The 18939-nt window shown below is 44.3% G+C and carries 16 protein-coding genes and 1 pseudogene; 16 read left to right on the top strand and 1 reads right to left on the bottom strand.

Annotation, left to right across the window (positions count from 1 at the left end):
- The 8 genes and pseudogenes from ACE04G_RS21550 to ACE04G_RS21515 form a co-directional block, all read left to right on the top strand.
- Positions 1-669 (top strand): annotated as a pseudogene (locus ACE04G_RS21550) (DNA ligase); the annotation flags it as partial.
- On the top strand, positions 666-977 hold the full coding sequence (locus tag ACE04G_RS21545; protein WP_076208916.1) for an EscU/YscU/HrcU family type III secretion system export apparatus switch protein: 312 nt from the start codon (positions 666-668) through the stop codon (positions 975-977). The pseudogene ACE04G_RS21550 and the gene ACE04G_RS21545, both read left to right, overlap by 4 nt.
- A complete protein-coding gene (locus ACE04G_RS21540; RefSeq protein WP_449004600.1) occupies positions 971-1369 on the top strand; it encodes a YraN family protein in 399 nt (132 codons plus the stop codon). The genes ACE04G_RS21545 and ACE04G_RS21540 overlap by 7 nt, the downstream gene beginning before the upstream one ends.
- 321 nt (positions 1370-1690) lie before the next feature.
- A complete protein-coding gene (locus ACE04G_RS21535) occupies positions 1691-1852 on the top strand; it encodes a paeninodin family lasso peptide (protein ID WP_221824190.1) in 162 nt (53 codons plus the stop codon).
- 60 nt (positions 1853-1912) lie between these two features.
- The gene (locus ACE04G_RS21530; protein ID WP_449004599.1) at positions 1913-3100 is read left to right on the top strand and encodes a carboxypeptidase-like regulatory domain-containing protein; all 1188 of its coding nucleotides are present in this window, start codon (positions 1913-1915) and stop codon (positions 3098-3100) included.
- Positions 3101-3714: 614 nt separating this feature from the next.
- The gene (locus tag ACE04G_RS21525) at positions 3715-3876 is read left to right on the top strand and encodes a paeninodin family lasso peptide (RefSeq protein ID WP_449004598.1); all 162 of its coding nucleotides are present in this window, start codon (positions 3715-3717) and stop codon (positions 3874-3876) included.
- 65 nt (positions 3877-3941) lie between these two features.
- Positions 3942-5183 carry a carboxypeptidase-like regulatory domain-containing protein gene (locus ACE04G_RS21520; protein ID WP_449004597.1) on the top strand — a complete coding sequence of 414 codons (1242 nt, stop codon included), beginning with the start codon at positions 3942-3944 and terminating at the stop codon, positions 5181-5183.
- A gap of 289 nt (positions 5184-5472) precedes the next feature.
- On the top strand, positions 5473-6024 hold the full coding sequence (locus ACE04G_RS21515; RefSeq protein WP_221824188.1) for a nitroreductase family protein: 552 nt from the start codon (positions 5473-5475) through the stop codon (positions 6022-6024).
- A 249-nt stretch (positions 6025-6273) separates the two neighbouring features.
- Here ACE04G_RS21515 and ACE04G_RS21510 read toward each other — a convergent pair whose 3' ends face one another.
- Positions 6274-7884 carry a YifB family Mg chelatase-like AAA ATPase gene (locus tag ACE04G_RS21510; RefSeq protein WP_449004596.1) on the bottom strand — a complete coding sequence of 537 codons (1611 nt, stop codon included), beginning with the start codon at positions 7882-7884 and terminating at the stop codon, positions 6274-6276.
- Between the two features lie 483 nt (positions 7885-8367).
- Here ACE04G_RS21510 and ACE04G_RS21505 point away from each other — a divergent pair, with 483 nt between their 5' ends.
- From ACE04G_RS21505 to hslU, 8 genes are all read left to right on the top strand, one after another.
- Positions 8368-8823, top strand: coding sequence for a MarR family winged helix-turn-helix transcriptional regulator (locus tag ACE04G_RS21505; RefSeq protein ID WP_076208912.1), 456 nt, complete (start codon positions 8368-8370; stop codon positions 8821-8823).
- A gap of 243 nt (positions 8824-9066) precedes the next feature.
- Positions 9067-10227: an ADP-forming succinate--CoA ligase subunit beta gene (gene sucC / locus ACE04G_RS21500; RefSeq protein WP_036609384.1), complete on the top strand. Its 1161-nt coding sequence runs from the start codon at positions 9067-9069 to the stop codon at positions 10225-10227.
- 63 nt (positions 10228-10290) lie between these two features.
- Entirely contained in the window at positions 10291-11220 is a 930-nt protein-coding gene (gene sucD, locus ACE04G_RS21495; RefSeq protein WP_221824186.1) for a succinate--CoA ligase subunit alpha, read from the top strand.
- A 244-nt stretch (positions 11221-11464) separates the two neighbouring features.
- Positions 11465-12595, top strand: coding sequence for a DNA-processing protein DprA (gene dprA / locus ACE04G_RS21490; protein ID WP_221824185.1), 1131 nt, complete (start codon positions 11465-11467; stop codon positions 12593-12595).
- A gap of 116 nt (positions 12596-12711) precedes the next feature.
- Complete coding sequence (gene topA / locus ACE04G_RS21485; protein WP_221824184.1) at positions 12712-14811, top strand: type I DNA topoisomerase; 2100 nt, start codon at positions 12712-12714, stop codon at positions 14809-14811.
- Positions 14812-14867: 56 nt separating this feature from the next.
- Positions 14868-16211 carry an FADH(2)-oxidizing methylenetetrahydrofolate--tRNA-(uracil(54)-C(5))-methyltransferase TrmFO gene (trmFO, locus tag ACE04G_RS21480; RefSeq protein WP_372238347.1) on the top strand — a complete coding sequence of 448 codons (1344 nt, stop codon included), beginning with the start codon at positions 14868-14870 and terminating at the stop codon, positions 16209-16211.
- Positions 16212-16237: 26 nt separating this feature from the next.
- Complete coding sequence (gene hslV / locus ACE04G_RS21475) at positions 16238-16780, top strand: ATP-dependent protease subunit HslV (protein WP_062833786.1); 543 nt, start codon at positions 16238-16240, stop codon at positions 16778-16780.
- A 116-nt stretch (positions 16781-16896) separates the two neighbouring features.
- Positions 16897-18297, top strand: coding sequence for an ATP-dependent protease ATPase subunit HslU (gene hslU, locus ACE04G_RS21470; protein WP_076208906.1), 1401 nt, complete (start codon positions 16897-16899; stop codon positions 18295-18297).
- Positions 18298-18939 lie beyond the last annotated feature (642 nt).

Genomic DNA, 18939 nt, shown 5'->3' with positions numbered 1-18939 from the left:
CCTGTCACCCACGAGGGGGACCCGTGGGTGGGGCGCGTGCTGAAGCTGCTCGGTGCGGAGCACGAGCAGCAGGCCGTTCACGGCGCGGCAGCGCAGCCGCGCGTGGGGGATGCGGCGAGTCCGGCAAATGCGGACACGCTGAAGGGCTTGCTGCTGCAGCTTGCCAGCAGCGAAGGTGCACCAGCAGCGCTTAAGGATGCCGCCGGACAGGCCGTGCAGTATCTGACAGGTCAGCAGTTATTGCTAACGACAGATCGCAGTGCTACTTTTGCACAGATGCACTGGTTTATTCCGATCACTGGACCGGACGGGGAAGAAACGGCGTCTGTTCAGATTCAGTCTCGCAGAGGTCAACGTGGAGAGCTGGATGCGTCCAACTGCCGTCTATGGTTTGATCTGGACATGAAAAGCCTTGGGCCTACTCTGGTAGATGTGCATGTGGTTAATAACATTGTCAGTCTGCGTGTATTGAATGATCGCGAAGGAATGGGGCCGCTCCTGGAGAGCGGACGAGAGGTAATCCATCAAGCATTGGACAAGCTGGGCTATCAACTGCTGACCTTCAAGGCGGAACCGTGGCCTGTGGGGCAGGAGCCGGGCGCGGAGCGGAAAATGACGGCCTCGGACTATAGTCCTGAACGATATAAAGGGGTGGACTTGAAGGTATGAAAGACGAGTCGTCACAACCCGATCTGCTCTCCAAAAAGGCGGTTGCCCTAAAATACGTCCCTGGAGAGAGTGAAGCACCTGTTGTTGTAGCGAAGGGCCGTGGCAAAGTGGCAGAAGCCATTCTGGATAAAGCCAGAGAAAACGGCGTGGCTGTTCAGGAGGATGCAGCACTTGTGGAGGTGCTCTCCAAGTTGGATCTGGATGAACAGATTCCAGCTGAACTGTATCAACTGGTCGCAGAGGTGCTAACATATGTCTACCGTGCAGATCGAATGGCCTCAGGACGTGAGGAAGATGAGTCATGGTAGAACGTAGATTGGGTGAGGAGCCGGGAATGAAGCTCACACGACAGCAGAAGGGTCGATTAGGTGAAGAGGCAGCCAGTCAATGGTTGCGAGAGAACGATTATCGGATCATTAGACAGAACTGGCGTTGCCGTAGTGGTGAGATTGACATCATTGCTTCCTGCGAGGGCCTGATTGTCTTTGTGGAAGTAAGAAGCAGAAGTGGAGCCGTTCAGTACGGTACACCTCAGGAATCGGTTGATATGCGTAAAATGCAGCAGGTACGTTCAACCGCGTCCGTGTATTTGCAAATGAGGGGAGAGACGGAACATCAGATCCGTTTTGATGTAATTGCCGTAATGCTTGATCAAGCGGGAAAAACTGTCTCTGTGAATCATATTGTTAATGCTTTTTAAGAATTACACTCAAAGTTATTGCTGTATTAATTGATACGAAATGTATCTTTTTAATGTGAGTCGGTCAGTTATTTCGAAGTACAAGTTTAATTATGTCTTATCTTTGCATTCGTTTTAGTTTTAAAATTAGTTAATATACTAAAGCCGTAGTTCCTCTTCATACAGGGACTGCGGCTTTTTTTGATTTAACTATGAAATCACAAAACAGAGGATAGAGCATTGATAATAAAATCATTGTATTTCACAATTTATAGATACAAATCGTATCATTTGTAATAAAATAAGAACGTTGAAAAATTTAAAGAGAGGTTGGTGGGATGTATGAAAGAGCTTCAGAATACTTCGAACAACACAGTAAAAGAAGTATGGGAGTGCCCTCGGATGGAAGTGCTGGATATCAGCGAGACCATGAACGGTGGACAGGGGATTTGGCAATATGTTTGGGACGGAGAGTTCTGGAAGCTTGAACTTATGGTCAGTTAATTAAAGAGGTTAAAGAGGAATATTTGATCAATAAAATAAATGGTGAGGTGTAGTGAGAAGATGCAGACGAGTATCACATGGATGATTCGACTAAGTACACTATCTTTATGTTTCATTTTGTTTGGAATCATGTATTCTGGAGTTTCTTATGCTGCTGAATCTGACAATGCGGTTAGTGTGTCAGGTAAAGTGATTGATCGTCAGGGATTGCCTGTCAAGGACGCCACAGTCAAGTATTGGCTTGATTATGGGAATAAGGAACACAGCGTGGAGACAGATGAGAGTGGGAATTATCGTATTATTGAATCCGTTGAGAACTATACTGTATTTACCTTTTCAGTTGAAGCAGAGGGGTATGTGCCGTATCGACATCACACTTACTATAGTTTAAGGGGTGGAGAGCAAAAACAGCTTGATTTTCATATTTATGAACCTTCCACGATTGTAGGAACAGTCAAAGATCAGGCGGGCAGACCTGTTCCAGATGCTCGTATAAAAGTAACAAGTGTCTTTGATCGTATAGTGAAAACTGATCAGCAAGGTCGATATGCGGTTACAGGAATTGATTACGCCTATAATCCGAACATTGCAATATGGGTAGATGCCGATGATTATATGTTATATGAACAGGATCGCTTGGGTGTCCGGGAGGGGGGAACCTTGAGAAAGGATGTTGTTTTGGCAGAGGCGGCACACGTGCGTGGAAAAGTAATAGATGAAGCGGGCAATCCGATAACTGGTGCTAAAGTTTATGCTGGCGGTTCGACAACGACAGATGCTCAAGGCGATTATTTTATAAAGCGCGTACCAACAGGGGCCAGAACGATAACGGGGGAAGCAGCAGGGTATTTAAAATCGAGCCTGAGCGTTACTCTCGTACAAGGAGATCGGAATACGTTTAATATCGTACTCAAGACGGATGCGGACATTACGCCGCCTGTAACCAAATACAGATTAGTTCCTTTAACAGATACAGTTAATGGGAAGCTATACATCAAAGGATTTACATTCAGACTACAGGCAACAGATGAAGTCAAAGGTTCAGGTGTGAAGACAACACAATATCGAATTAATGGGGGAGCATGGAAGATGTATGAAGGGCCCGTCAAGTTTTATGCCCCTGATGTCAAGGTGGTAGAGTACTATAGTACAGATGTTGCAGGTAATCAGGAGAAGTACAATAAAATGGACTTTGTTAATGGCACATTTGAAGGGAATGGCACGTTTGAAGGGGAGAGTTACGATTGATTACTTGTTGATATGATATGTGAATGTATAACATGTGAAAAAGACGGCTCTGACTTGATGATCCCTCGTGGTGAATCAAGATTCAGAGTCGTCTTTTCTATTCGTAATGACCTTAACGGTAATGACCTCTGCCGCCCCTTTGAAACTCGTGATCAGATGGGTGTATAATCAAGAAGGTAAACTGGAATTTATTTTTTTATTTCATAAAGGAATTTCAGATCCGTTTTGATGTAATTGTCGTGATGCTTGATCAAGCGGGAGAGATTGTCTCGGTAAATCATATTGTTAATGCATTTTAAGGTGAACGCTAAAATTTTTAATGTATTGAAAGTTACGAAACGTATCTTTTCGGTGTGACTCTATAGCTCTTCTCAAAGTACAAGTTTAATTGTGTTTTTCTTGCATCCAATTTTGTTTTGTAAGCAGTCGGATCTAAAGCCGCCGTTCCTCTCTACACAGGAACGACGGCTTTTTTTTGATTCAACTAAAGAAAGCACAAAACTAATCATATAGCAACAAAATAAAATCAGTCTATTTCAGAATTATAGATACAAATTGTATCATTTATAATAAAATAAGAACGTAGAAAAATTAAAGAGAGGTTGGTGGGATGTATGGAAGAGCTTCAGAATACTTCGAACAACACAGTGAAAAGAGTCTGGGAGTGTCCTCGGATGGAAGTACTGGATGTTAGCCAGACCATGAATGGTGGGCAGGGGATTTGGCAATATGTTTGGGATGGAGAATTTTGGAAGCTTGAATTACTTGTGAGCTAGAAAAAGAACGAATTAAAGAATTAAACAATCTTACTAACTAATTTGGATGAGGAGAGGTTTTAGTTATGTCTATTCGTTCCCCATGGATAGCTCGTTTTATAGTGTTTTTTTTAGTTTCTGTTTTGTTTAGTGTAATGCACACTGGAACTGTCAGTGCAGCCAAAGAAAACGATACTTTTAAGTTATCGAGTCGTGACCAGAGTCGGCCCTCTGGTTTTGTAGGAAAAGTTATAAGTGAAGGAATGAATGTGAAAAATGCAAAGATATCGTATGAATTACATCATTATGGTGATGGAGCTGAACAACAGTCTGGGAGTGTAGTTAGTGATGAAAATGGAAATTATCGTATTGACGTGGTACTCCCCAACTCAAAAGATTATTTCACAATGGATTTTACTGTAGAGGCAGAAGGTTATCTGTTATACAATCATAGAGGTAGTGAGTATTTAGAAGCGGACAAAGTAAGAACCATTAATTTTTATATTTATGAACCATCAACAATTGTGGGCACAGTCACAGATAAGGAAGGAAAGCCTGTGGCTGACGCGTTAGTTTCAGTAACCGCTTTGTACGGCAAGCCCGTAAAAACAAATCAAAGAGGCATATATATGGTAACAGGCATTGATTTTGAATATCCAAACATTGCAATCAAGGTAGATTCTGCAGATTATATGATTTATGAACAAGATCGGTTAGAACTTTGGGCGGGAGAAACCATAAAATGGGATGTTGTTTTGGCAGAGGCGGCACACGTGCGTGGAAAAGTAATAGATGAAGCGGGCAATCCGATAACTGGTGCTAAAGTTTATGCTGGCGGTTCGGCAACGACAGATGCTCAAGGCGATTATTTTATAAAGCGCGTACCAACAGGGGCCAGAACGATAACGGGAGAAGCAGCAGGATATCTAAAAACGAGCCTAAGCGTTACTCTTGTAAAAGGAGATCATAATACGTTTAATATCGTACTTAAGAAGGATGCAGATATTACACCTCCAGTAACCAAGTACAGATTAGTTCCTATTACAGATACTGTGAACGGGAAAATATACATCAAAGGATTTACATTCAGACTTCAGGCAACAGACGAAGTCAAAGGTTCGGGCGTAAAAACAACGCAATATCGAATCAATGGGGGAGAATGGAAGAACTATGAAGGACCCGTCAAGTTTTATGCCCCTGATGTCAAGGTGGTAGAGTACTATAGTACAGATGTTGCAGGTAACCAGGAGAAGTACAACAAAATGGATTTTGTTAATGGCACATTTGAAGGGAATGGCACGTTTGAAGGGGCGAGTTATGACGATTGATTACTTGTTGATAAGATATGTGAATGAATAACAACATGAGAATAAAAGACGGTTCTGACTTGATGATCCCTCGTGGTGAATCAAGATTCAGAGTCGTCTTTTCTGTTCGTAATGAACTTAACGGTAATGACCTCTGCCGCCCCTTTGAATCTCGTGATCAGATGGGTGTATAATCAAGAAGGTAAACTGGAATTTATTTTTTATGTCATAAAGAAATTATAATGAGTGTACTAGGCCGCGAATCACTATTGCGGTTGCAAATGATTTTATAATCAGGGAGGTACGGCCGATGAGTAAAGCTACGAAAACAACAAATGAAGTCAGAAATGCGATTCAAAACCGTCGTACGGTGAAAAAATTCAAAAAAGAAGCTGTTCCTACACAGCAGATTATAGAATTGCTGGATACGGCAGTCTGGGCTCCTAACCATAAACTGCGTGAACCTTGGAGATTTTTGTTGTTTACCGGAAATGGACGGAAGAAACTGGCCGAGGCTATTGATGCAGAAATGGGAGAAGACAACAAATTTTCACCCAATATTATGCAAGTTCCATCCGTTATGCTTGTCGTGCTGGAAGAAGATCCAAGACAGAATATCTGGGACGAAGACTTTGCTGCGGTCAGTGCATTGGTTCAGAACTTTATGCTTGCAGCCTGGAGTGAAGACATTGGAACGTTCTGGGTGACCAAGCCATTCTTGTACGCTCCCAAATTCCGCAAATCGCTTGGAATAGAGGCGGGAGAGAAGATTGTAGGTATGATTTATATGGGATACCCTGATGTTATTCCTTCTGCCAAAGAACGCACACCAGCTAAGGAGAAACTCACTCTTTTCGAATAATAAATTATTAAAAACCTTAGCTACCTACGATCCCCGTATGTTTATGTTTCAGGAAACTCTACGTACAAGTACCTTTCTCCACAGAAGAGAAGGGCTTGTACGTTTTTTTGTCATGTTGGTGTATCCGGATTGTAGAATCTGCATAAAGAATCCTTCTCGATCTTCCTCTGTTGTTTACAGTTTCATGCCCATTTCACTACCTTTGGGTAAATCGGCCTGTTCTTTCCTCCATATGCTTCTAAAATAGCTTCAAAATAAATTAAGATCCAATTGACGATACTGGATGGCTTCAGCCACATGAGCTGTCACAATTTCACCTTCATGGTCCAGATCGGCAATTGTCTGTGCCATCTTGATAATTCGATCATGTGCACGCATGCTCAGGTTTAACGTTTTCAGCGTTTGCTCTAACAGTTGCTCTGCCTCTTGAGGGAGTTGGATTGTACGTCGCAAAAGCGTGCCCGAAAGCTGGCTATTCCAACGGACCGAACTTTGAGCATAACGTGAAGCCTGAATTTGATGAGCGTGGATTACTTTTGCCTGCATTTCTTCAGATGAAGGGGAAGCAGCAGACTTGCGCCACTCACCTGGTGGAGGAACCTCGACCTGAAGGTCAATGCGGTCCAGCAGTGGTCCTGAAATTTTGGCTCGGTACGCGGCAACACGGGCTGGACTACATATGCATCGTTGTTCCTCCGAATGAGCGGACAAATATCCGCAGGGACAGGGATTCATGGAACATGCAAGCATGAACTGGGCCGGAAAGGTGAATGCAGCGCGAGCCCGACTAATTGTCACTGTGCGATCCTCTAACGGCTGCCTTAATACCTCCAGCACTTGGCGCTGAAATTCAGGTAATTCATCCAGAAACAATATTCCCCGATGGGCAAGGCTCACTTCACCTGGTTTTGGGATACCACCGCCTCCAATCAGACCAGAGGAGGATATCGTGTGGTGAGGGGAGCGAAAAGGTCTGTCTGCAATCAGGCCTTGAGGCGCTTCTTTTAATTTGCCTGCAGCACTTAATACTTTGGTTACTTCCAACGCTTCATCTTCTGACAAAGGAGGAAGGATGGAGGGCAGACGTTTGATTAACATCGTTTTGCCCGTGCCTGGCGGTCCAACGAGCAGTATGTTATGCATGCCTGCTGCAGCAATCATAAGCGCGCGTTTTACATGGTGCTGCCCCAGAACATCGCTATAGTCGTCTGCAAATAATGGTGTTTGTCTCGGCTTCCTATCCGCCATCTTATGAGTCTTATCCGTTATAGGCGCAGCGAGGTGTGCATAATTTTTCAACACGACTGGTCCTGCATTCGAATTATTGGGTATTCCAACCGAACTTGCAGATTGATCTAAATTTTCCGGAGCAATATCCTGTAAATGTCGAATGCCAAACACCTGGATACCTCGAATCAGTGACGCTTCCTCTACGTTATCCAAAGGCAGGAGCACAGAAGTAAAGCCTTGTCGTTTGGCCAGGTCCACCATGGATAAAATGCCGGGCACGGACCTGATCGAACCGTCCAACGCCAGTTCGCCAACCACTAGTGTCCGTTCCTGGGGAGGCAGTACAAGCTGACCGCTTGTCATAAGTAAACCAATAGCAATGGCCAGATCAAAGGAAGATCCTTCCTTGCGCAGATCAGCGGGGGCCAGATTGATTGTGATCCGCTGTAAAGGGTACTGATATCCGCAATTTTTAATCGCTGCACGGACACGCTCAACGGCCTCACGAATAGCTGAATCCGGTAAACCGATGATGGATGTCTGTGGCAGACCATTGGATAAATCGGTTTCCACCTCGATCAGTACACCATCGATTCCGTACAAACACGCACTGTGTAATTTTCCATACATAACAAAGAAACACCTCACTCGATTCTTGACTCCGCAAAATACGGGCCAGTCTACGAATTAAGGTGCTTCCTCAGCTTCTATTAAGCATTTTATATAAAAGGAATCATGGAGTCAACCTGTCATTCTCATTGCTGTAGTCATCTTTCCTGATCCCTGAATTTTATTTTTGGAAGGAAATCATTAAATAGCTTTGGCGAAAATGGTTACGTATTAAACTTTCATTATGATTATCAAATTTGGCCCGAGAAAACGCGAATGTATTCCATGGACCTTATGTAATATTTTTATCGAATTATGAGATGTACTTACGGCTCATCTATTCGTTTTTTTATATTTCACACAATCTAATTTATCATAATTAAATTGAATAGTAAAATCATTTGTGCTCAATTATTCTGTTTTTTTTCTAATTTGTGATAAGATAGATTTATAGTTCCTTTTTTATAAGGAATAGAATGCACAATAGGCAGGTGAGAAAGATATATGCAGACTGACAGTTTGAAGCTGGATAACCAATTATGCTTTGCCATATATGCTTGTTCACGGGAGATTACGAAGATGTACCAGCCTTATCTCGAGGTGCTCGGCGTAACGTATTCACAGTATCTGGTTCTGATGGTATTGTGGGAACGTGAAGAATGTACGGTTAAGGAGATCGGGGAGGCACTCTATCTCGATTCGGGAACGTTGACACCACTTCTCAAACGGTTACAGTCAGCAGGACTTATTAATCGCGAACGCTCTGCTCAGGATGAACGAAAAGTATTAATTACATTAACCGACTCCGGCCGTGAGCTGCGGAACAAGGCATTATCCATACCTGAATCCATTCAGGGTGATGCGTGTTTGAACAGTACAGAGTTTGAAGCTTTGCTGGGTCAGTTCAAAGGGTTGCTGGAGAAAGTTCACCAAACCAACACGAACGCAGCCAAAAAATAAAATGTAGTTTTAGATCAAGGAAACCTTAGCTTTTAGCTGAGGTTTTTTCCATATATACCCAAGCATTCACAATATGGGATCATACTCATATCAAAATACTGTCTATTAACCATTAATTTTTTAAGGAAAGCGTTTTAAAAACGTGTTACAATGAATTGGGTTTAAGTGAAAATAGTCAACATTTGTCTTTTGTTAGTCTACCAACCCGCCTTGTTGCAGTCATGTTGATAGGAGGATTCGAGAATGAATATCCATGAATATCAAGGAAAAGAAGTACTGAAACAGTATGGAGTTACCGTTCCAAACGGAAAGGTTGCTTATACAGTCGATGAAGCGGTTGCGGCCGCAGAGGCACTGGGCAGTCCGGTGACTGTTGTTAAAGCGCAAATACACGCAGGTGGCCGGGGTAAAGCCGGCGGCGTAAAAGTGGCGAAGAGTACGGATGAAGTTCGTGCCTATGCTTCCGAAATTCTGGGCAAAGTATTGGTAACACACCAGACTGGACCAGAAGGCAAAGAAGTGAAACGTCTTCTGATTGAAGAAGGATGCGATATCCGCAAAGAGTATTATGTGGGTGTTGTTGTGGACCGTGCCACAGGCCGTGTAGTTATGATGGCTTCCGAAGAAGGCGGTACTGAGATTGAAGAAGTAGCTGAAGCTACACCTGAGAAAATTTTCAAAGAAATTATTGACCCTGCTATTGGATTGCAAGTGTTCCAGGCCCGTAAACTGGCTTACAGCATTAAGATTCCGAATGAACTGGTGAACAAAGCTGTTAAGTTCATGCTCGCGCTGTACACTGCATTTGTCGAAAAAGATTGCTCTATTGCCGAGATCAATCCTCTCGTTGTTACCGGAGATGGAAACGTTATCGCGCTAGATGCAAAATTGAACTTTGACTCCAACGCCCTGTTCCGTCACAAAGACATTTTGGAACTGCGTGATCTGGATGAAGAGGATGAAAAAGAAATCGAAGCTTCCAAATACGACCTCAGCTACATAGCACTTGATGGCAACATCGGCTGTATGGTCAATGGTGCGGGACTTGCGATGGCAACGATGGACATTATCAAATACTACGGTGGAGACCCGGCCAACTTCCTTGACGTTGGGGGCGGTGCGACAACGGAGAAGGTGACTGAAGCATTTAAGATCATCTTGTCCGATGCCAAAGTAGCTGGGATCTTTGTTAACATCTTCGGTGGCATCATGCGCTGTGATGTTATCGCCAATGGTGTTGTTGAAGCCGCGAAGCAGCTTGGCCTGACCAAACCGCTGGTTGTTCGTCTTGAAGGAACTAACGTGGAGCTTGGCAAACGTATTCTGGGTGAATCTGGCCTGAATATTGTTCCTGCTGATTCCATGGCCGATGGTGCACAGAAAATTGTTGCCCTCGTAAAATAAGTTCATTCCTTAGTACCGGAGCTGTCCGGGAATTGAAAAATAACCGTAAGGATGTGAAGCAACGTGAGTATTTTGATCGATAAAAATACAAAAGTCATTACGCAAGGCATTACGGGTTCAACGGGAATGTTCCACACGAAGGGCGCATTGGACTACGGAACCCAGATGGTAGGCGGAGTTACACCGGGTAAAGGCGGAACTAATGTGGATATCACGTTGGAAGACGGTACAGTAGCTAGTCTGCCGGTGTTCAACACTGTGGAGGAAGCGAAGGAAGCTACAGGCGCAACAGCGAGCGTCATTTACGTTCCTCCTGCATTTGCAGCAGATTCCATTATGGAAGCTGTTGATGCTGAGCTGGACCTCGTAATCTGTATTACAGAAGGTATTCCGGTTCTTGACATGATCAAGGTTGACCGCTTCATGGAAGGCAAAAATACCGTCCTGATCGGACCAAACTGTCCAGGTGTCATTACACCAGGAGAATGTAAAATTGGTATCATGCCTGGTTATATCCATATGGCGGGGCACGTAGGCGTTGTTTCCCGTAGTGGAACACTTACCTATGAAGCCGTTCATCAACTGACGACACGTGGCATTGGACAATCCTCTGCTGTAGGAATCGGGGGAGACCCTGTAAAAGGCTCCGAGTTCATTGATATCCTCAAACGGTTCAATGAAGATCCACAGACTCATGCGGTCATCATGATTGGTGAGATTGGTGGTACAGCTGAAGAGGATGCTGCAGATTGGGTACGTGAAAACATGACCAAACCGGTTGTTGGCTTTATCGGTGGCGTAACAGCGCCTCCAGGCAAACGGATGGGCCATGCTGGCGCTATTATCTCTGGTGGTAAAGGTACAGCCAAAGAGAAAATTGCGAAGCTGGAATCATGTGGAATCAAAGTAGCACCAACTCCTGCTGAGATGGGTTCGACTTTGGTGAGTGTACTTGAGGAACGCGGTATTTTGAATTTGTGCACGACACATTAATTCTTTTTCGTTATAATAGAAGAAACGGCTCGGAAATGATCTATTTCTGGTAGACCGACTATTATGGTTACGGAAAAGGTAAGCAACCTTTTGTCCTTAAACAGGGCGAAGGGTTGCTTTTTTGCGTTTTTTTTACGGCAAAAAGGGTAGGAATTGTCTCCCACCTGCGTAAACGCTTGCATTCCGTGGTCACTTAACACACAATATGAGGGAAGATCTCTTCCCGCTTTGGGAGGTTTATGGTATGGAAGAACGATGGATCTTGTTTGGGTTACATGAGATGGAGGGTATTGGCAAGAAAACGATCTCGAAACTGATTCTGGGACAACATGAATTACCCGATCTATTGAATTATGGGGAAAGCGACTGGGTCGCAGCAGGCTTGCGCAAAGATCAGGCTGCACGTTTGGCTAGCCAATTTACTATCGATTGGATTGAGAGTAAAAGAGAACACGTTTACAATCTGGGGATAGAGGTTATTACTTATCTGGATCAGAATTATCCCATATTAATGAAGGAAACCGTTCAGCCTCCCTGGGTAATGTATGCTCGAGGGGATGTTAGTTTGCTACACAATTCGTCTATTGCCATGGTGGGAACTCGTATGCCAACCGTGTATGGGCGCAAAGTTGGAGAGAAGCTGGCAGAACAATTATGCAATGCAGGACTGACGATTGTAAGCGGGCTTGCCCGCGGTATTGATAGCGTATGTCATGAGGTAGTACTACGTGCTAAAGGAAAAACGATTGCCGTATTCGGAACAGGGATTGATCATATATACCCACCCGAAAATACAAGCCTCGCAGAGCGAATCGCGGAGACAGGTCTGCTTTTGTCGGAATATCCACCAGGTACAAGAGCACGCCAGGGATTATTTCCGGAACGGAATCGAATCATTGCCGGTCTGACACTGGGAACATTGGTTGTTGAGGCTGACATTCGCAGCGGCTCACTCATTACAGCAGATGCTGCGCTTGAAGCAGGCAGGGATGTATTTGCAGTCCCTGGACCTATCACATCACCGAAAAGTCGGGGAGCACACAATCTTATCCGTCAAGGGGCCAAATTGGTCACTTGTGCAGCAGATGTATTGGAAGAGTATCGATTGGGCTTGCCAAATGCAGAACAACTTCCTTACAATAGAGGACGTTCGACCGAAACAACCGAGTCTTCCGGGCGAGGGATATTCGCTGAGGTTAAGCTCTCTCCAGATGAACAACGTGTGATTTATCTGTTGGAACAGGGAGAACAATCATTGGATCAACTAGTTGAGCTGCTTGGTTGGGATTTTGGACATTTGCATTCAGTTCTGTTATCTTTAATCATAAAAAAGCAGATTAGCCAATTACCAGGCACTAAATACGCGAGGGTATGACGAAGCTACAACCTACGCAGTGTGTGGAAATATATAATTAGCAGAAGTTATTAATTATGCATAAGCTTACAGAAACAGTTTCATGACAGTTTCATGACTGAGAGGAGGATGAACCTATGGCGGATGCACTCGTAATCGTGGAGTCGCCCTCAAAGGCGAAGACGATAGGCAAATATTTAGGCAGCAAGTTCATCGTAAAAGCTTCGATGGGGCATGTTCGCGATTTGCCAAAGAGTCAGATCGGCGTTGAGGTAGAGAATGATTTTAATCCGAAATATATTACGATCCGCGGCAAAGGTTCAATTTTGAAAGAACTGAAGGATGCACGGAAGAAAGTGAAAAAAGTGTATCTCGCAGCTGACCCGGATCGCGAAGGTGAGGCTATCGCATGGCATTTGGCCCATGCCCTTGAACTGGACGATACGGCAGATTGCCGGGTTGTATTTAATGAAATTACAAAACAGGCGGTCAAAGATGCGTTCAAAACGCCGCGGAAAATCAATATGGATTTGGTTAACGCGCAGCAGGCAAGACGTATTCTGGATCGACTCGTTGGATATAAAATTAGTCCGTTATTATGGAAGAAAGTGAAAAAAGGTTTGTCTGCAGGCCGGGTTCAGTCCGTGGCTGTAAAAATCATTTTAGATCGTGAAAATGAAATTGATGATTTTGAGCCGGAAGAATACTGGAGCATTACCGCTAAACTGACAGCAGACGGCAATCCGTTTGAAGCCAAGTTTCATAAACTGAACGGGGCCAAAACAGAGCTGGGTAGTGAAGCGGAAGTGCAAGCGATCTTGAAACAGATCGAAGGAGCCGACTTTACGATCAAGGAAGTTAAAGAGAAAGAACGGAGCCGTAACCCTTCCGCCCCGTTTACGACGAGTTCTCTGCAACAGGAAGCGGCGCGTAAATTGAATTTCAGAGCTTCCAAGACGATGTCGGTCGCCCAACAACTATATGAAGGTGTAGACCTTGGAAAAGAAGGCACAGTAGGTCTCATCACGTATATGCGTACGGACTCCACACGAATTGCGGCATCTGCACAAGAAGAAGCCAAAGAATATATCGTTGGTAAGTATGGTGAGCCATTTGCACCTGAGTCTCCACGAAACTATTCCAAAAAAGCAGCTAATGCTCAGGATGCGCATGAAGCAATTCGTCCAACTTCAATTCTGCGTGATCCTGACTCAATCAAGTCATTCATGAGTCGCGATCAGTTCCGCTTGTATAAACTGGTATGGGAACGTTTTGTAGCGAGCCAGATGTCTTCGGCTATCCTGGATACACTCTCTGTAGATATTGCTGCGGGGGACACCATTTTCCGTGCAGCAGGTTCGAAGGTGCGGTTCCAAGGTTTCATGAAGGTATATGTTGAAGGAAACGACGATGGTACAACCGATGAAGATCGTCTGCTGCCTCCGTTGAAAAGTGGAGATGTGCTTGATAAGCAGGAGATTGAGCCAAAACAGCATTTTACACAACCGCCACCCCGATATACGGAGGCAAGGTTGGTTAAGACGCTTGAGGAATTGGGTATAGGGCGTCCGAGTACATATGCGCCAACACTGGAGACCATTCAGAAGCGCGGATATGTTGCGATAGAGGAAAAGAAATTCATGCCAACCGAGCTTGGTGAACTGGTCATCGAACAGATGGAAGAGTTTTTCCCGGAAATCCTGAATGTAGAATTTACCGCAAACATGGAAGGTGATCTTGACCATGTTGAGGAAGGTTCCGAGGATTGGGTCAAAGTACTCGCAGAATTCTATGAATCTTTTGAGAAACGCCTTGAGTTTGCGGAAGAAGAAATGAAAGAAATCGAGATTGAAGACGAAGTATCAGATGAGATCTGTGAGAAGTGCGGCAAACCGCTGGTTTATAAACTCGGGCGTTTTGGCAAGTTTCTTGCGTGCTCTGGCTTCCCTGATTGCCGGAATACCAAACCGATTATCAAGGATATCGGCGTGACTTGTCCGAAGTGTAAGGAAGGTCATGTTGTTGAGCGTCGTAGCAAAAAAGGACGTATTTTCTACGGTTGTGACAAATATCCTGAATGTGATTTTGTCTCATGGGACAGACCTTCAGCCAAACCATGTCCAAGTTGCGGATCGCTAATGATTGAAAAGCGGAACAAAAAGGGAGCACGATTGCAGTGTACTTCATGTGATCATCAGGAGCCGGTGGATGAACCGGATGACGAATCAGCGGATTAGTATATATGTGAATCAATTCAATTATAGTGAAATATGAAATTGCTTTATGGGGGTAAATGATTTTGACAAATGAACAACAAGTAACCGTTATTGGTGCCGGGCTTGCAGGAACAGAAGCGGCCTGGCAGATTGCAAGTCGCGGCGTACGCGTAAAATTATACGAGATGAGACCTGTTGTGAAAACGCCAGCTCATCATACGGATAAATTTGCAGAGCTGGTATGTAGCAACTCGCTGCGTGCGAATGGATTGACCAATGCAGTGGGTGTGTTAAAAGAAGAAATGAGAATGCTCAATTCTCTTGTATTGTCAGCAGCAGACAAACATGCAGTTCCTGCAGGTGGGGCACTTGCTGTGGACCGGGATGGATTTTCAGGTGAGATTACATCCACGTTGCACCAGCATCCGCTCATCGAAGTGGTGAATGAGGAACTAACTTCTCTGCCGGAAGATGGCATCGTTGTTGTTGCAACGGGGCCGCTGACTTCACCCGCATTGTCTGAGCAAATCAAGGCACTAATGGGAGAAGAGTATTTCTACTTCTATGATGCAGCTGCACCGATTATCGAAAAAGATTCAATTGATATGAACAAGGTGTATCTGGCTTCCCGTTATGATAAAGGCGAAGCGGCATATCTGAACTGTCCCATGACAGAAGAAGAGTTTGATGTCTTCTATGAAGCTCTCATTACTGCTGAGGTTGCTCAATTAAAAGAGTTTGAGAAAGAAATCTACTTTGAAGGCTGTATGCCAATCGAAGTGATGATGAAACGCGGAAAACAGACAGCTCTGTTTGGTCCAATGAAACCGGTAGGTCTGGTTAACCCTCATACAGGAGAGTTACCACATGCGGTTGTTCAGCTTAGACAGGACAATGCAGCTGGAACCCTGTATAACTTGGTTGGCTTCCAGACGCATCTGAAATGGGGAGAACAGAAACGAGTCTTTTCCCTTATTCCTGGACTTGAAAATGCAGAGTTCGTTCGTTATGGCGTAATGCACCGTAATACATTTATTAATTCTCCTAAACTGCTTCTTCCGACGTATCAGTTTAAAGAGCGTCCTAACTTGTTCTTTGCAGGTCAGATGACGGGTGTAGAAGGTTATGTGGAATCTGCTGCATCAGGGCTTATTGCCGGCATGAACGCAGCCAAAGCAGCACTTGGGCAGGAACTGGTGGTATTGCCCGTAGAAACAACACTTGGGAGTATGGCTCAGTATATTACAACGGCTGACTTCAAGCACTTCCAACCAATGAACGCAAACTTTGGTTTGTTGCCGAAGCTTGAAACGAAGATTCGTAACAAAAAGGAAAAAAATGAAGCTCTTGCACAGCGTGCACTGGATGGCATCACGAGTTTTGCTGAGGCAGAAGGTCTAACTGTTCCGGAACGCGTATAAATTATTCGTGGGAGGATGCTGATATCATGGATATGTCATTTCATGCTACAACGATCTGTGCTGTTCGTCATAATGGTAAGGCTGCAATCGCAGGAGATGGTCAGGTGACCATGGGCCAAAGTGTTGTGATGAAGAATACAGCCAAGAAGGTAAGACGTTTGTACCGCGGACAGGTTGTTGCTGGCTTTGCTGGTTCTGTGGCGGATGCGATCACCCTGTTTGAGAAATTCGAAGGTAAGCTGGAGGAGCACCATGGTAACTTGCAGCGTGCTGCTGTAGAGCTTGCCAAGGATTGGCGTCAGGATCGGATCTTGCGCAAGCTTGAGGCGTTGTTGATTGTAATGGACAAAACAGGCATGTTGCTCATCTCAGGTGGCGGCGAAATTATTGAGCCTGATGATGACGTTATCGCTATCGGATCAGGTGGAAACTTTGCCTTATCTGCTGCGCGTGCGTTGAAACGTCATGCAGTAAACCTGGAAGCAAAAGATATTGCGCGTGAATCGCTTCAGATTGCCTCGGAGCTATGTGTATATACGAACAGTAATATTATTGTAGAAGAGTTATAAGCCAAAGAAATCTCCCGTAGTGGAGCATGATTCTGTAATCTGCTCCAGGACGTCTAGGGGATTCTTTGTCCTTGTTAGGTAAAATAAATTCAACATACTGGTAGGAGGGAAGCAATATGAATACTCAAGCGTTAACACCGAGACAGATTGTTGCAGAGCTTGACAAGTATATTGTAGGTCAAAAGAAAGCTAAAAAATCGGTAGCGGTAGCCCTTCGTAATCGTTATCGGCGTAGCCTTTTGCCTGAGCATACTCAGGACGACATTGTGCCTAAAAATATCTTGATGATTGGACCTACCGGTGTGGGTAAAACGGAAATCGCCCGTCGCCTCGCTAAACTGGTAGGTGCGCCATTTGTGAAAGTGGAAGCTACCAAGTTCACTGAAGTGGGTTACGTTGGCCGTGACGTTGAATCGATGGTACGTGATCTGATTGAGACATCACTGCGGATGGTGAAGCTGGAGCGCACTGAAAAAGTGAAGGACAAAGCTGAAGAAGCGGCCAATGAGAGAATTGTACATATTTTGGCTCCTTCACAGTCTAAGTCCAAGAATCAGCGTAATCCCTTTGAGATGATCTTTGGGAATAATGGCAACAACGTTCAGGAACAGGATGAGCCAGAACCGGATACCGGGGTTGCCGAACGCCGCCGTAAGATCAAGTTTGATCTGTTATCTGGCAAGTTGGAGGATGACATCATTGAAATTGATGTCGAAGACACTGCTCCTAACATGATGGACATGTTTGCTGGTCAAGGTAATGATCAGATGGGCATGAACATGCAGGAGATGTTTGGTAGCTTGTTGCCACGTCGTACAAAAAAACGTAAACTCGCTATTAAAGAAGCGCGTAAAGTGTTGATTCAGGAAGAAGCAGGGAAATTAATCGACATGGATGATGTTACCCAGGAGTCCATTCGCCGGGCGGAGCAGACAGGTATCATTTTCATCGATGAAATCGACAAGGTTGCCAGTCAAGGACGCGGTAGTGGACCCGATGTATCCCGTGAGGGTGTGCAACGTGACATTCTGCCTATCGTAGAGGGCTCTACAGTAATGACGAAATATGGCCCTGTCAAAACGGATTATATTCTGTTTATGGCAGCTGGCGCATTTCATGTCGCTAAACCCTCTGATCTCATTCCCGAGCTTCAGGGACGCTTCCCAATTCGTGTGGAACTAAGCAGTCTAACACTGGAGGAGTTTGTATCCATTCTGACTGAACCCCAAAATGCACTGACCAAGCAGTATGTGGATCTGTTGCGCACCGAGAATATTGAGATTGAGTTCTCGGATGAGGCCATTCGCGAGATTGCCAAATTGGCTGAATCCGTCAATCAAAATACAGAAAATATAGGTGCTCGTCGATTGCATACAATTCTTGAAAAGCTTTTGGAGGATTTATCCTTTGAGGCACCTGAGCTTACATTGGAACGTATGGTGATTACTCCGGAGTATGTCCGTGAGAAATTGAATGATATTGCACTTGATCGTGATTTAAGTCAGTATATCCTGTGATATAGGGTTGCAATGTAATTGCTAAAAGGTCGAATGAATGAACGATATGCACTGGACCGTAGAGAACACTTACGAGATCGACGAAGGATAATCATTCCTTAGACGAATCGTAAAAGGTTCTCTCTCCGACCGGTGACATATCGTTTATTTTTGTTTCTATCTAAAGGATTTCGATGAGATAGCCGATAAAAGATGTGTGGTTGTTGTCTGGATCGACAAAACCTAGGACTTGTGCCGCATGCAAAGCGTGTTAAAACCTATCGGAGTGGTAGTTATTTCTGATTTTTATATCCAGTCATTCCCATTAAAAGAATGTTTCTTATTCCAAGTCTGGGCATCGGTTTAGTTGACAGATTGGTAAATGTTGCGTAAATGCGCAAAAAAAGAATTTATAGAAGAGTGCGAAGTCACCAATTGTTTTCTGGGGATTAAAATACGTAAACCCTACTTAATTGTTAAGAAAGTGTTGTGTAGAATTGGTGAGAAATCTTAATTCGTGAAAGATAACTTGTCAATTGATTAATACACAGCTTCGTATGCATACCTATCATGTAGTCGCTAAACCCTTAATCTAACGGCAAAAAATTCTAACATTATCAACGATGAATATTTCGAAAATATACATAATTACAGGCTTTATAC

The organism is Paenibacillus sp. AGC31, from assembly GCF_057334655.1.
Note: the sequence above shows the minus strand (reverse complement) of the source record. Positions and strands in the feature narration are given on the sequence as shown.

Excerpts from the sequence above, each read along its gene's own strand:
- hslU (WP_076208906.1), top strand. The coding sequence starts at position 16,897 with ATGAATACTCAAGCGTTAACACCGAGACAGATTGTTGCAGAGCTTGAC.
- ACE04G_RS21520 (WP_449004597.1), top strand. The coding sequence starts at position 3,942 with ATGTCTATTCGTTCCCCATGGATAGCTCGTTTTATAGTGTTTTTTTTA.
- trmFO (WP_372238347.1), top strand. The coding sequence starts at position 14,868 with ATGATTTTGACAAATGAACAACAAGTAACCGTTATTGGTGCCGGGCTT.
- ACE04G_RS21530 (WP_449004599.1), top strand. The coding sequence starts at position 1,913 with ATGCAGACGAGTATCACATGGATGATTCGACTAAGTACACTATCTTTA.
- dprA (WP_221824185.1), top strand. The coding sequence starts at position 11,465 with ATGGAAGAACGATGGATCTTGTTTGGGTTACATGAGATGGAGGGTATT.
- topA (WP_221824184.1), top strand. The coding sequence starts at position 12,712 with ATGGCGGATGCACTCGTAATCGTGGAGTCGCCCTCAAAGGCGAAGACG.
- ACE04G_RS21505 (WP_076208912.1), top strand. The coding sequence starts at position 8,368 with ATGCAGACTGACAGTTTGAAGCTGGATAACCAATTATGCTTTGCCATA.
- ACE04G_RS21540 (WP_449004600.1), top strand. The coding sequence starts at position 971 with ATGGTAGAACGTAGATTGGGTGAGGAGCCGGGAATGAAGCTCACACGA.
- ACE04G_RS21510 (WP_449004596.1), bottom strand. The coding sequence starts at position 7,884 with ATGTATGGAAAATTACACAGTGCGTGTTTGTACGGAATCGATGGTGTA.
- ACE04G_RS21535 (WP_221824190.1), top strand. The coding sequence starts at position 1,691 with ATGAAAGAGCTTCAGAATACTTCGAACAACACAGTAAAAGAAGTATGG.
- sucC (WP_036609384.1), top strand. The coding sequence starts at position 9,067 with ATGAATATCCATGAATATCAAGGAAAAGAAGTACTGAAACAGTATGGA.
- ACE04G_RS21545 (WP_076208916.1), top strand. The coding sequence starts at position 666 with ATGAAAGACGAGTCGTCACAACCCGATCTGCTCTCCAAAAAGGCGGTT.
- hslV (WP_062833786.1), top strand. The coding sequence starts at position 16,238 with ATGGATATGTCATTTCATGCTACAACGATCTGTGCTGTTCGTCATAAT.
- ACE04G_RS21515 (WP_221824188.1), top strand. The coding sequence starts at position 5,473 with ATGAGTAAAGCTACGAAAACAACAAATGAAGTCAGAAATGCGATTCAA.
- ACE04G_RS21525 (WP_449004598.1), top strand. The coding sequence starts at position 3,715 with ATGGAAGAGCTTCAGAATACTTCGAACAACACAGTGAAAAGAGTCTGG.